At 39.9% G+C, this 15071-nt stretch carries 9 protein-coding genes; 7 read left to right on the forward strand and 2 right to left on the reverse strand.

Annotation, left to right across the window (positions count from 1 at the left end):
- The first annotated feature begins 73 nt into the window (after positions 1-73).
- Both pyk and recD read left to right on the forward strand, forming a co-directional pair.
- Positions 74-1513 carry a pyruvate kinase gene (pyk, locus tag EV693_RS01100; protein WP_132500551.1) on the forward strand — a complete coding sequence of 480 codons (1440 nt, stop codon included), beginning with the start codon at positions 74-76 and terminating at the stop codon, positions 1511-1513.
- Between the two features lie 58 nt (positions 1514-1571).
- Entirely contained in the window at positions 1572-3545 is a 1974-nt protein-coding gene (recD, locus tag EV693_RS01105; protein ID WP_132500552.1) for an exodeoxyribonuclease V subunit alpha, read from the forward strand.
- 64 nt (positions 3546-3609) lie between these two features.
- Here the strand turns inward: recD and EV693_RS01110 are convergent, their stop codons facing one another.
- A complete protein-coding gene (locus EV693_RS01110; RefSeq protein ID WP_132500553.1) occupies positions 3610-5025 on the reverse strand; it encodes a Do family serine endopeptidase in 1416 nt (471 codons plus the stop codon).
- 348 nt (positions 5026-5373) lie between these two features.
- Between EV693_RS01110 and EV693_RS01115 the strand changes: the two genes are divergently transcribed.
- Both EV693_RS01115 and EV693_RS01120 read left to right on the forward strand, forming a co-directional pair.
- Positions 5374-6990, forward strand: a complete 1617-nt coding sequence (locus EV693_RS01115) for a carbon starvation CstA family protein (RefSeq protein WP_132500554.1) — start codon at positions 5374-5376, stop codon at positions 6988-6990.
- 171 nt (positions 6991-7161) lie between these two features.
- The gene (locus EV693_RS01120; RefSeq protein ID WP_132500555.1) at positions 7162-7959 is read left to right on the forward strand and encodes a TatD family hydrolase; all 798 of its coding nucleotides are present in this window, start codon (positions 7162-7164) and stop codon (positions 7957-7959) included.
- 37 nt (positions 7960-7996) lie between these two features.
- Here EV693_RS01120 and EV693_RS01125 read toward each other — a convergent pair whose 3' ends face one another.
- The gene (locus EV693_RS01125) at positions 7997-8674 is read right to left on the reverse strand and encodes an amidophosphoribosyltransferase (protein WP_132500556.1); all 678 of its coding nucleotides are present in this window, start codon (positions 8672-8674) and stop codon (positions 7997-7999) included.
- A 110-nt stretch (positions 8675-8784) separates the two neighbouring features.
- Between EV693_RS01125 and EV693_RS01130 the strand changes: the two genes are divergently transcribed.
- The 3 genes from EV693_RS01130 to EV693_RS01140 all read left to right on the forward strand — a co-directional run bounded on the left by EV693_RS01130 (position 8785) and on the right by EV693_RS01140 (position 15003).
- Positions 8785-9612 carry a Cof-type HAD-IIB family hydrolase gene (locus EV693_RS01130; RefSeq protein WP_132500557.1) on the forward strand — a complete coding sequence of 276 codons (828 nt, stop codon included), beginning with the start codon at positions 8785-8787 and terminating at the stop codon, positions 9610-9612.
- 82 nt (positions 9613-9694) lie between these two features.
- Positions 9695-11182, forward strand: coding sequence for a surface lipoprotein assembly modifier (locus tag EV693_RS01135; protein ID WP_132500558.1), 1488 nt, complete (start codon positions 9695-9697; stop codon positions 11180-11182).
- Between the two features lie 155 nt (positions 11183-11337).
- Positions 11338-15003: a S6 family peptidase gene (locus EV693_RS01140; protein ID WP_132500559.1), complete on the forward strand. Its 3666-nt coding sequence runs from the start codon at positions 11338-11340 to the stop codon at positions 15001-15003.
- Positions 15004-15071: the final 68 nt, after the last annotated feature.

Raw genomic sequence — 15071 nt, forward strand, 5'->3', positions numbered from 1 at the left:
ATTGAACGCTTTCTTTGAGTGTGGCGACCTGCTAAAAAATTTTACTATTCTCAACTATTTATGGAGTAATCTAATGTCTCGTAAACTCAGAAGAACCAAAATTGTTTGTACAATGGGACCTGCAACTGACCGTGGTAATAATCTTGAAAAAATTATTGCTGCTGGAGCAAATATGGTTCGTATGAACTTCTCTCACGGTATCCCTGAAGATCATATTATTCGTGCAGAAAAAGTGCGTGAAATTGCTAAACGTTTGGGGAAGCACGTCGCTATTTTGGGCGATTTACAAGGACCTAAAATCCGAGTTTCAACCTTTAAAGAAGGCAAGATTTTCTTAAATATTGGCGATAAATTTACATTAGATGCAGATTTGCCAAGAGGTGAAGGCACACAAGAGTCTGTTGGTCTAGACTATAAAAACCTACCTAATGATGTTGTGCCTGGTGACATTTTGCTATTAGATGATGGCAATGTGCAATTAAAGGTGCTATCCATTGGTGGGGCAAAAGTATTTACTGAAGTTACAGTCGGTGGACCTTTATCAAACAATAAAGGAATTAACAAACTAGGCGGTGGTTTATCCGCTCCAGCATTGACAGAAAAAGACAAAGAGGATATTAAGCTTGCAGCAAAAATTGGTGTAGATTATCTTGCTGTGTCTTTCCCGCAATCTAGTGCGGATTTACACTATGCACGTCAATTAGCAGAAGAAGCGGGTTTAGATACTAAAATTGTTGCAAAAGTAGAGCGTGCAGAAACGGTAGCAACTGAAGAAGCAATGGACGACATCATTTTAGGTGCAGATGTGATTATGGTGGCTCGTGGTGACTTAGGTGTTGAAATTGGTGATGCTGAACTTGTTGGCGTACAGAAGAAATTGATTAGCCGTTCACGTCGTCTAAATCGTGTCGTGATCACTGCGACACAAATGATGGAATCCATGATCAAAAAACCAATGCCGACTCGTGCCGAGGTTATGGACGTTGCAAATGCAGTTTTAGATGGCACAGATGCAGTAATGCTTTCGGGTGAAACCGCAAATGGTGATTATCCAGTTGAAACGGTAAGATCAATGGCTGAAGTCTGTTTAGGAGCAGAAAAAATGCCAAGTATTAATATTTCCCGTCATCGTATGGATAGTACTTTTGAAACAGTTGAAGAAGCTGTAGCAATGTCAGCAATGTATACCGCAAACCATATGGAAGGGGTGAGTGCAATTATTGCCTTAACACATTCAGGTGAAACGGCTAAATTAATGAGCCGAATTAGCTCTGGATTACCAATTTATGCACTTTCTCGTAATGAGAAATCGTTGAACCGTTGTGCATTATATCGTGGCGTAACACCCGTTTTTTACGATCAAGATAGCCGTACCATTGACGGAGCAAAAAAAGCACTTGCAATGTTAAAAGAGCAGGGCTACCTAACAACGGGCGATTTGGTACTTTTAACTCATGGTAATGAGTTTAAAGAAAGCGGTACTAATACGACGCGTATGTTATTAGTTGAATAAACGACTACCCAACAATGAGAAATCCACGCTAAGCGTGGATTTTTTAATAAACTCCATTATGTTACAGCTCATTTCTGAATTAAGAAACAAACAGCTCATTCCTGAGTTAAGCTATCAATTTGCTCGGTTGATCGACAATAAACAAAAATCTTATCACTATTCAGCATTAGAACAAAATCTTGCCATTTTACTTGCCGCATTATGTTCATTTAATGTTTTACAAGGTAATGTTTGCTTGCGTTTAGATTCAGCTTTAATCAAGCACTTATTTCATTTACAAAACGTATCTTCTGAAGATACATTATTGAAAGCTCTGTTACAAAAAATTGAGTATAGCTCACCGCTTGAGTGGGCTACGATACTAAATAATCATATCGCTTTTAGTCATACACCAGAGCGAATTGCCCCAATGTTGTTCCAACATAATAGTGTGTATTTTTATCGCTATTGGAAAGCAGAATATCAGATTGCCAGTTATCTACAACAAGCGGTGAGTTTTTCATCAGAATATGCAAATTTAGCTGTGGATAAAGCAGTACTCTCTACTTTTTTCCCTACTGCTACAAATTCAATTGACTGGCAACATATTGCCGTCGCAACCGCATTGACAAAACCTTTTAGCTTTATTTCGGGTGGACCTGGGACAGGGAAAACTCGCACGGTAACCATTTTATTAGCAGCATTGCAATTAAAACAACTGAAACTAAATCAAGCACCTCTTAAAATTGCTTTAGCCGCCCCGACAGGTAAGGCCGCTGCACGTTTAAAAGAGTCAGTTAACAATAATCTTCAGCAGCTTAATTTAGCCGAAGAATTGAAACAACTTGTGCCAGTCCAAGCCACGACGTTACATAGCTTGTTAGGGATTAAACCCTATAGCGATACGCCTCACTATACAGCGAAAAATCCACTACTGATTGATCTTTTAGTGCTTGATGAAGCCTCAATGGTTGATCTATTTCTGTTTGATAAAATGCTTGCCGCACTGAAGCCTCAAACAAGATTAATTATGCTAGGTGATAAAGATCAGCTTGCCTCTGTAGAAGCAGGTAATATCATTGGAGAGCTAGGCGAGTTAATTTCATTAGGCTATAGCCAATCACACGGCGATTATTTATTCCAGACAACGAGTTACCAGATTCTCTCGCCTAATCATAATGTACCTGCAATTTGCGATGCTTTGTGCCATTTACGACACAGCTATCGTTTTAATCAACACGCAGGCATTGGGCAACTTGCGACACTCATTAACCATAAACAAGCGGTCAAATCTTGGCAAATTTTTGCAAATCCCGATTACCGTGATTTAGCCCTTGAGCTTTACCCATCAACAACGTCATTTAATGACAAAAAAGCGTGGCTAGAGCATTGTGTACAGCTTGTAGTACAAAAGGCTGTCAGCCTTTACCAACACTACTTAATACTCGTTAAGCAACAGCAGAAAATGCCTCAAGAGACAACTATCGATCAAATCTTTTCTGTATTTCAGCAATTTCGTTTTTTATCTGCTTTGCGAGTAAGCGAATTAGGGGTAGAACAACTAAACGAGAAGATTGCACAAGCGTTAAAACAAGCTCAGTTAGTATATTTCCAACATAGTCGTGATAGCTATGCAGGTAAGCCTATACTGATCACCGAAAATGCCCCACAACTTCAGGTGTTTAGTGGTGATATTGCACTTTTATTGCCAGATGAAGATGGTAGATTACGAGCTTATTTTGAAACAATCAATAATGGTTGCCGTCTCAATATCTTACCTAGTCGGCTGCCAAGTTATGAGCCAGCTTATGTAATGACTGTGCATAAATCACAGGGTTCAGAGTTTGCACATACGCTATTGGTGATGCCGCTTACCCCCTCTCCAATTTTAACTAAGGAACTGCTTTATACTGCAGTAACTCGAGCAAAAAAACAGTTTACGCTTTTTAGTCAAGAACGTATTTGGCAACAAGCTGTAAAACAAGACATTCAGCGTCAAAGTAATTTGAATACACAAATTTTTGTTCTTGAAAAGAAACGACAGCATAACTAATAATAAGCTACAGGGGCATAACAATATGTTAGCCCCTATATTGAAATGATTGGATTATGATCAATTATTGAATAATCACGAAGAAGTTTGAGCCATCTCGTAAAATGTTTAATGCGACGGCAGCAGGTTTTCCATCTAGAATTTTTCTTAGCTCTCCAATATTTTCAACTTCTTTGCGGTTTACACCAACAATAACATCACCTTTTCTAAAGCCTCTCGCCTCAGCAATTGAGCCTTTTTCAACTTTAGAAATCTCAACGCCTTTAACCCCTTTTTCGTTGTAGTTATTAAATTCTGCACCATTAAGAGCGGGTAGTAATGCTTTAGCACTGGTGCGAGTTTGCTCATCAGATTGTAAAACAACTTTCATTTTGCTTTCTTTTCCGTCTCTTAGATAAGTCAGCTCAATTTCTTTGCCTGCGCCAGTAGTAGCTACTTTCGCTCGTAATTCCGCAAAACTACGAATTTTTTGCCCATTTAAACCGATGATCACATCGCCTGCTTTAAGTCCTGCTTTTGCCGCAGCAGAATCAGCAATCACTTCACTCACAAAAGCCCCTTGTTGTGCATTGACATTAAATGCCTTCGCTAAATCAGCATTTAATTCGCCTCCTTTAATACCAAGTAACCCTCGTTTAACTTCGCCAAAATCAATAATTTGCTGTACAAGATTGTTTGCCATATTACTTGGGATCGCAAAAGCGATGCCCGCATTCGTGCCACTCGGTGAAATGATAGCGGTATTTATCCCAATTAACTCTCCCTGTAAATTAATGAGCGGTCCACCAGAATTACCTCGATTGACGGCAGCATCAGTCTGAATGTAGCTTTCGTAACTTTCATCGCTATAGCCTGTTGAGCGACCCAACGCAGAAATAATACCTGAAGTAACCGTTTGTCCCAATCCAAATGGATTGCCGATTGCAACAGTAAAATCGCCGACTCGTAGCTTATCAGAATCAGCCATCTTTATCTCAGTCAGATCTTTAGGATCGTCTAATTGAATTAAAGCCACATCAGATAACGGATCAGCACCCACTAATTTTGCTTTAAACTCACGCCCATCTTCGAGTTTTACTGTGATTTTATCTGCATTATCAATAACGTGATTATTAGTGATTACATAGCCTTTTTTTGCATCAATAATCACACCAGAGCCTTCTCCCCTAAATTGACGAGGTGCAGAACGTCCACCAAAATCTCGATTCCCAAATCCTCTCTCTCCAAAGAGATCTGGGCCAAAGAAAAATTCAAATTCATCAGGAACAGGAGAGCGTCTTTGCTTAACATTACCTTCAACAGCAATACTTACCACTGCAGGGCGAACTTTTTCTAGCATTGGTGCAAGACTTGGTACTGCTTGCCCCTCTACTATTGCAGGAAAAGAAGCGTGTGAAATTGTTGGAAACACAGCAGGAAATGCGATTAAGCTGCTGGCAAAAAGTATAGACGCTAAGCGTGATTTTTTGTTTATTTTCATAGCATTATCCCTTTTAGGTTAAAGACAATTGTAGTTATTTAAAAGTTTAAATATCATTAATAAATGATGATAAATTCTTCAAAATGAGACAAAGGAAATATTTATTGGTTCTTTGAAATGAAAAGTTGATTATATTTTTACATTACTATAAATAATTTACGTTTAATCTAAAAGCGATTCGCCTTGAAAAATTAGGTATTTTTTTATTAATATCTATCACGCATTCAGATTAAAAGACAGCACTTAATTTACTTTATTTACATAACTCTATAAAATGTAGCGGTTTTGTCAGTAATTATTTTTACAAATGGTTACTGGATAAATATTTCTCATATAGGAACATTGATTATGTTGTGGTTTTTATTCTGTATAGCTCTTCTGATTTTGGGCTACTTTACTTATGGAAAGGTCGTTGAACGCGTCTTTGTGATTAACCCTAAAAAGGCAACACCTGCCTATGCAATGCAAGATGGCGTGGATTATATACCAATGTCGAAAACCAAAATTTGGTTGATTCAACTACTTAACATTGCGGGTACAGGACCTATTTTTGGACCGATCTTAGGGGCATTATATGGACCTGTGGCAATGCTTTGGATTGTGCTAGGTTGTATTTTTGCAGGTGCTGTACACGACTACTTTTGTGGTATGTTAAGTGTGCGTAATGGCGGTGCATCAATGCCAAATCTTGCAGGTCGTTATCTTGGTCGCCCTGTCAAATATTTTATTAATTTACTGGCTGTGGTTTTATTACTACTTGTGGGCGTTGTATTCGTCGCCAGTCCAGCCGCATTACTCAGTACGCTAACTATTGACGCATTCAGTGCATCATCAGGGGCAATTTCACTGAATAACGCAGAAGAAATTGCACAAGCTAGTGTACAAGCTGCGACGGAGCTAACTGTCTGGGGAATGGATAAACCGACCATTATTGCAGTGTGGACGGCGATTATTTTTGCTTATTACATCTTAGCAACTTTATTGCCAATTGATAAAATCATTGGACGCATCTACCCACTCTTTGGGGCATTATTGCTCTTTATGTCGGTTGGAATGGTTTATGGTTTAGTTTCTTCGCATTTAAGTGTAACGGATCCTATTGAGTTTTTCCGCACAGTAAATACTGACGGGCAAGGCTTGACGTGGGAAAAATTCACACAAAATTTCCAAGTAAAAGACAATGTACCGATTTGGCCACTTCTTTTCCTGACAATTTCTTGTGGAGCGTTGTCTGGCTTCCACGCAACCCAAACACCTCTAATGGCTCGTTGTGCAGAAAATGAGAAAGAGGGACGTTTCATTTTCTATGGTGCAATGATTGCAGAAGGCGTTATTGCCCTGATTTGGTGTGCCGTTGGATTAAGTTTTTACGAAAATCCACAAGCGTTACAAAATGCCATTGATGCAGGTTCACCATCAAAAGTAGTCTATGACAGTTCAATTCACTTCTTAGGTTTTGTTGGCGGATTGTTTGCTGTGTTGGGTGTTGTTGTTTTACCTATCACTTCTGGCGATACGGCATTCCGTGCGGCTCGATTGATTATTGCAGAATTCTTCAAAATTAATCAAAGTAGCTTAATCAAACGCTTAGTCATTGCTGTACCGTTATTTGCTGTTGGTTTTATCGTCTCAAAAATTGATTTTAGTATCTTGTGGCGTTATTTCACTTGGGCAAATCAAACCACAGCAATGGTAATGCTTTGGACAGCGGCTGCTTATCTTTATCGCTATAATAAATTCCACTGGATTTGTTCCATTCCTGCGTGGTTTATTAGTACAGTTTGTTTCACCTATTTAGCATACAACAAAATCGGCTTTGGTTTAGACTACCAACTTTCTGTCTACATCGGTTTTGGTTTAACTCTGCTTTGTATCGGACTATTCTTCACGAAACTTAAACCATTGGGTAAGATTGATGAAGACGCTTATGTTGATGATACACTCGGTTCACACCATAGAATGTAACAACACAAAACGTAACAAAATAGAATGTAGCTTCTATCTTGCTCTCCCTCTGCTTTTCGACTTTTCTTTGCTAGCAGAGGGAGAATTTTAACATTCCAACTTGCTGCACGTTATTTCACAGCTCTCATTGACGAAGAAGCGATTTGCAGGACTGAGGAAGATAAAACCACTATGCGATTTTTTGATACACACACTCACCTTGATTTTCTATCACAAGCCTTGAATTGTCCTATTGGAGAACTCACTAAAAATGCCCAACAACAAGGAATTGAACGTCTACTTATCGTAGCCATCAGTGCAAAAAATTTTGAAAAAGTAACCGCTTGTGCCAAGCAATTCCCCTTGCAATTACGCTACGGTTTAGGATTACACCCACTTTACATCGAACAGCATCAAGAACGAGACCTTGCTATTCTTGAACAACTACTGGCACAACAAGATCCATTATGTACTGCCGTAGCCGAAATTGGGCTAGAACGTGCAGTAGAATCCCTTCGTTGTAACGAAATGTGGAAAAAACAATGTATGTTTTTGGAGAGACAATTGCTGCTCGCTAAGCGGTACGATTTGCCCATTAATTTACATTCTCGCCAAAGCCATGATCAGCTTTTTCCTTTCTTAAAAAAAGCACAATTAGCCCGAACAGGGGTCGTACACGGTTTTGCAGGCAGCTATGAGCAAGCAAAACGTTTTGTTGATTTAGGTTATAAAATTGGGGTGGGCGGAACAATTACTTATCAGCGAGCCAATAAAACTCGTGAAACTATCCGAAAATTACCGCTTGATGCCCTTCTCCTTGAAACCGATTGCCCTGATATGCCTGTTTTTGGATTCCAAGGGCAACCAAACCGCCCAGAATATATGAAAGTTACTTTTCAGACCTTATGCGAATTACGCACTGAAACCGCAGAGCAGGTTGCAAAGACCATCTGGCATACCAGCGAGCAATTATTTTGGTCATCACTTTAATTATTCGCCATATTCTTGATTTAACTCGTTTTTAAGTTTAGGTTTTAGCTAATGCCCAAACCTGAATTTCACTCACATTTTGCTTGAGCAGTTCCAAAGCAATCGCATTTAGCGTAGAGCCTGTTGTAATCACATCATCAAGTATCGCAACATGCTGGTACGGCAGTCGTGGTTGATAGAAAAATGCCCCTTTAAGATTTTTTTGTCGTTGGCTAGACGATAAATTTCTTTGCGGTGTTGTTTTACGAACCCGAACCAAGCTGTCAGTATCTAAAGGTATATTTAGCCATTTTGCCAGCGGACGAGCTAATAATTCAGCTTGATTATAACCACGCTGCCAATGTCTTTGCCAAAAAAGAGGGACAGGTAAAATCACTTCTGGCAATGTTAAGTGATGCTCTCGTCTGGCTTGACGTACAGCGAGGTAAAGTAATCTCGCAAGTGCTTCATCTAAATAATAATGCTGCTGAAATTTAAAACGATGAACCCATTCGACAAGCGGTGGTTTATAGTGAGAAATTTGTACAAGACGCTGCCATTTCGGCTCATCACGCAAACAGTTACCACAATGACGCTGAGCTTCCAATAAAGTTGCACCACACCGTCCACAGTATGGTGTTTTCTGAACCTGCTTGATACAGAGGGAACAAAATCCGTGTTCCGCAAGGGCTAATTTTTGCAAACAGTGAAAACAACGAAAATTCCAGTCATTCATTTTTGCTCCTAGGTTTGCTACACTGTAGCAAGTTTTTAACCTAATATTTCAGCTATTTTTGCGATACTGATCGAAAAAATATAATAAATTATCATTTTCTGGAGAACATTATGGAAACATTACAAGCCACTCAACCCCCAAAAGCCCCAATAAAAATTGTTTTTTTCGATATTGATGATACCTTGTATATGAAAAAAACAGAGACCATTCCCTCTTCAATTTTTCAGCAAGTAATTCCTCGTTTAAAGCTCAACAATATTATCCCAGCTATAGCAACAGGTCGAACCTACAGTGCTTTCCCTGAAGCACTTAAACCTCTGATTAATTCAGGGGCATTCGAATTATTTGTAACAACAAACGGACAATATAATTTGTATAAAGGCAAGGTAATTAGTCAGTACCCACTCTCGACAGAACGTGTAGAACGTATCATTCAGAAGTTTCAAGCTCTGAATATTGAATATGCGTTTGTTTGTCCCGAACAAGTGGCTGTATCAAAAGATAGTCCTGAAATACAAGAAGCATTGCTACCAATTAAATCGGATTATTTGGTTGATCCCGATTATTATTTAAACCACACCGTATTACAAATGCTAGCGTTTTTCCCTGAAGAGCGTTTACAAGAAGTCATCGATGCCGATGTGTTAGAAGATGATTTGAAAGAAGTTCGCTGGCATTCTTATTCCGTTGATATCCTTGCGAAGGAAAACTCTAAAGCTCGAGGTATCAAAGATGTATTACAGTACCTTGAGCTAGACATTGAAAATGCAATGGCATTTGGTGATGGATTAAATGATCTCGAAATGCTAAGTTCGGTTGGTTATGGTGTTGCAATGGGTAATGCGGAAAATGAACTAAAGGCGGTTGCTAATTTCGTTACCCTACCGATTGATGATGAGGGTATTTTATACGCTCTAGAGAAACTTGAAGTCATATAACTTGTTATGTTTCTCTAATATCATTATTGTTACGCCATTTAATTTACTGGCTCATTATATTACTTCATTCTTAAATACATTTATGAAAAATAAACATATTCTCTTTCTTAGTACAGTTTTGGTAACTGGGGCAAGCCTAGCGAATGCCCAGCAGCAAAGTAGCCAACAACAGCTATCCGAACGCTTAAATGATCTACGTGTGCAATCAGAAATACAATCTCATCACACAAAACCTAATTTACCTGAAAAAACCGAGCAAATCTCTAATCATCAGCGTGACTCATCTATCTCAATGTCAAAAGCAGAGCTGAGAAACTATCCAGATTTAGTCATGCGAGCATTGGTGCCTGCGATATTACAGGGGAACATTGAAAATGTTGAATTACTTTATCCAATATATCAACAGATTCCTGAACAATATCACGATCCAATTATCACTCATTGGTCAGAGGCAATTTTAGCTAAGCAGAAACAAGACTACCCAAAATCTATTCGATTATATCGACAAATTATTGCAGAAAATAAAGAGATTCTGCCCGCTCGTTTGCAGCTTGCGATTACGTTGTTTGAAGACAATCAGCTTGAGGCAGCCGAAGATCAATTAACTAAACTGCGTACTGAACCATTAGCAACAGAAATTCACATCCTCATTGAACGATATCTAGCAGCGATTAACCAACGTGATCGTTGGAATTTCAACGGTGGCGTAACCTATTTACGTGATCCTAATATTAATAATGCCCCTAAAAATAATATAATTCGAACAAACAATAACCAAGGAAGACTGACAGGTTCGACGCCTGAAAGTGCTGAAGGGGTTGGATTTAATGCAGATATTGGTAAAAAATGGTCTTGGGGAAATGGCTTTTTTAATGAATTACGTTTAAATAGTAACGGAAAATATCTCTGGGATAACAAAAAATATAACGAGGCAAATTTGCGTGGCAGCATTGGTTTAGGATTTCAAAATGCCAAATATAACATTGCCGCACTACCATTTGTTGCTCAATACCTATACGCAGGCGGATCAAATCAAAGTGAAACCTTAAAGCGATTCTCTACGACTTACGGCGTAACAACTGAAATGAATTACTGGCTGCAACCAAAATGGCGCTGGAATATAAATTATGAATATGGCGAACAACGCTACCGTAGCCGTTTACATCTCAATGGCAACTACCATTTTATCTCTACGGGACTACTCTATTTTGCAAATGCCAAACAGTATTGGGCACTTAATTTGAACTATAACCGTACATCAACCCGAGATAAAGATGACAGTTTTTTCCGCCGTGGAGCAGGGTTAGGTTGGGGACAAGAATGGGGCTATGGTTTCTCCACACATCTTTCATTCAATATCGCCCAAAAAGTGCATAAAGCTCCAACATTAATTTTAGGTTTACAGCGTAATAAAGAATACAGTGTCCAAGTATCAACGTGGAATAGAGCTATCCATTTTGGGGGAATTACACCACGTCTAACTTATTCTTATAACAAGGTAAAAAGCAACCACCAATTCACCACTTATGATAAACATCGTGTCTTTGTCGAGTTTAGTAAGCAGTTTTAATTGATTCCCTCCGTGCATGGAGGAATGGAATATTAAGGCAAAGAAAAGGTCTAAAAATTGCAAAATTTAAAAACTACCATTTTTTTCGATTTTAGGTACAATAGTCGTATTATCTGAGATAACTAAAGCAATTTTTTACTTCTTTGGAGCTACCTATGCATTTACCAAACACTTTATTCAACAAAAATACCATATCCCTTGCTATTTTAGCCGCGTGGGGAGTTGGAGTTCATTTGCCTGCTTATGCTTCTGTTATTCGTAGCGATGTGCCATACTCTGATTTTAGAGATTTTGCTGAAAACCGAGGACGCTTTACAGTAGGAGCGAGCAATATTCCTGTCTATAATAAAGATGGGCAAAAAATCGGTGAGGTAATGCAAGACGTGCCAATGCCCGATTTTGCCCCTGTTCGTGCACAAAATGCGGTAGCGACCTTGGTTAGATCCCAATATGGTGAGAGTGTTCAGCATAATACTGGTTATGGTAACATGATTTTTGGGCATGCTGAGGAGCATGAGGATCTTGGCAATCCTTATTCATATGATATTGTGGCAGTCAGTGAGTATCGTAATGTAGATTATCATGTAACAAGATTGAAAAAATTGGTTACCGAAACAGGACCAGCAAATATTGAACGCATACGCCCACAGTATTCCAGTGCTTATTTAGATAAAGAACGCTACCCTGTATTTGCTCGGTTAGGTAGCGGCACACAGGTAGTGCGAGATGAAAATGGTAACAGTACCAAACTGCATGGCGGATACCATTCTACTTTAGGAGGTACGCCATTGCTACTACGTGGCAATAAGGACAAAAGAGGACGTAATTGGCTAGATAATATCGGCAGTTCTGATGTGCGTGATAGCCCAATGATGACTTTCTCTCAAGCTGGGGACAGTGGCTCTCCTTGGTTTGTCTATGACAAGCAGGAGAAAAAATGGGTATTAATTGGGGCGATGTCTGCGATTGGTGGAAAAAATAAGCATGTTTACACCAGTGTCACTAGAACTGATCCAAGTAAAATTCGTGATGTAGAAAGTGATAATCAAGTATTTGCTCTTGAAACAGGCGATTTTCAGTGGGCTGTGGCAGATCAAAGTAATCAGAGCCAACTGATTCATCTTACTGATAATCAAACGGATAAAACCTACTCTGTTGATGTCGCTGATTTGAGTAAAAAAAGCAAAGATAAAAATCGTAATCGCCCATCTTTGCATCACGGTAAGGCAGTGGAATTTTATGACGGTAGAAATCCAATTAATTTGACACTGACCAGTGCGATTAATCAAGGGGCTGGGGCGTTGATTTTTAATGGCGATGCTAATGTTCGTGCTAAAGATGACAACAGCAGCTTCACCCATCAAGGGGCGGGTGTTGTAGTGAACAATGGTACGGTACATTGGGGCGTGCATAACCCTAAAGGCGATCGACTCTCCAAGATCGGTAATGGTACACTGATTGTTGATGGTACTGGCGAGAACTTAGGTAGTATCAGCGTCGGCGAAGGAACGGTAGAATTACGCCAGAAAGCCGATTCACAAGGTAAGCAGCAGGCGTTTGCTGAAGTGGGAATTGTCAGTGGGCGATCTAAAGTGGTGTTAGCCGATGCTAAGCAGGTACCAACCAGCGGCATTGTGTTTGGTTTTCGTGGCGGTAATCTAGATGTTGCGGGTAACAATCTTGAATTTACGCACATTCGTCACCTTGATGAAGGGGCGGTCATAAGTAATTCATCGACCAATACAGCTACTCTTACATTTAAACAAAAAGCACAGTTGCGTACTTTTAATGGTTTTATCGGACAAATTGCCGATGAAAAAGTCGGTTATAAAACTACTGTCAAACAAGAAAACATAAACATTAACTTTAGTCCTGACAATAAAGATGCACGTCTTGTATTCAATGGTGGTTTAAATATTAAACAGCTATCAGTGAAAAAAGGCAGCGTGGTTTTTGCTGGTACGCCAGTTTCTCATGCCAAAGTCAATGGTGTAGAAGAATTTCGTGAGTCAGACTGGATTGACCGCAGTTTTGCTGTTGATCAGATTGAGCTGGCACAAGGTACAAAATTTGAAACCATTCGTAATGTTGCAAAATTAGATGCAAATATTACCGCTGGTGCGGATACTCAAATCCGTATAGGACACCAGCAGGGTGAAAGTGTTAATTGTGCACGCTCTTATTTTAGCGGGCTAACTCATTGTACTGCAAACAGCACTTTACAAACTAGCAATTATCAAGCACTTCCAACAACCCAATTAACAGGTAATTTGACACTTAATGGCAATGCCCAAGCACATTTTGGCAAAAGCCGTTTTGATGGCAAAATACAGGGCGAACAGACAAGCCAAGTGGCATTTCATCAAGATAGCTCATGGCATTTAACAGAAGATAGCCAAGTGGGGCAGTTGTCGCTAACTGATACCAATATTTATCTTAATGATGCAACCTCCAAAAATAAAGCCTATACTTTACAGGTGCTGGGTGATTTGTTAGGCAGTGGACGTTTTCATTTGCGGTTTGACACCCAAACAGGGGCGTACGATCGTGTTGAGGTGAAAGGTAAGGTAGAAAATGCTCAAACAGTTGTTATTTACCCAACAGGCATAGAGCCAAAATTGATCAATGATCGCTTAACGTTTGTTAATGCACCAAATGGATCAGGTAAATTTAACCTGAAAAATGGCGAGCAAACAGTCAATCAGATTGACTTAGGTGCATACCGCTATCAAGTGGATACTCAAGGGGGGTTAAGTTTAGTTTCTCCTGTTGCAGCACCGAATCCAGTACAGCCTGCGGCTATGCAGGTCTCAGCTGTATCAGAAGTTGCACCACAAGCATTGTCTACAAGTTCAAATAATAGCAATACTGAACAGGTCCAAGCCTTAGAAGCTCAAGTTGCAGATAGACGAGAGATGCCTTCTGAAATCACCTTACCAAAAATGCAAAAGGCTTCTTATAATGACAGTCAATCAATGGTTCAAAATGAGATCATCAGCCGCTATAGTAATGCTGCATTGTCAGAATTTACTGCCCTTGGCAATGCACTGCAGGCTTATACGCCAAACTCCAGCCAAGCGGGTGTGTGGGCAAGTTTTGATAGTGCCTCACAACGCCATAAATCTGATCAATATCGCCCATTCGAACAGCGGTTGAAAACCCTGCAGGTAGGTGTTGCGGGTGATCACGCAGGTGTGCAATTAAGCCACACCCGTTCTAACCAAGCCTTTGCAGATGGCTTCTCGGGTAAGCAGACCGTCAATCTTGCGACTATTTACGCCAAGCATAACTTTGGTCACAACAGCGTACTAGGGCATTTGGGTGTTGGACAGGCAAACAGTGAAATCAGCGACAGCCTAGTAGCAGATAGCTCTAATCGTGTCAGTCGTAAGCTAGTAAACGCAGGTATCAGTTTGGCACACCGCTTTGATGTGTCAGGCGTAGCCGTTACACCAAGCGTAGGTGTTCAGTATGTACATATTGGCAAAGCAGATTATTCGCTTAGTGGTTCAAAAGTTGAACAAAAAGCATTTGGTAGCGTCCAGTACCGTGCGGCTTTGGCGATAGAAAAAGACTACCAGCTGGGGCAAAGCCAAGTTCGTCCATACCTTAAAGCCGCTTATCAAAGTGGACTTGCGGCTAACACCGTTAAAATTAACCAACACGGCTTTGGACAAAGTGTGGCAGCTCAAGCTAAAATTGGTGTAGGTGTTACCGTGCAGCACAATAATCTCACTGCCAGCGTATATACCGATTATGTGACAGGCAAAACTCTAAAAAGCCAGCAAAACATTGGCGTGAAGTTGGGATATTTGTGGTAGTAAAACGACTGAATTAGGTCGTCAATAAAATTCAAAAGACGACCGATAAAATAGACTGGCGGTAGATT

The sequence above is a fragment of the Nicoletella semolina genome (assembly GCF_004345745.1).
GTDB lineage: Bacteria > Pseudomonadota > Gammaproteobacteria > Enterobacterales > Pasteurellaceae > Nicoletella > Nicoletella semolina.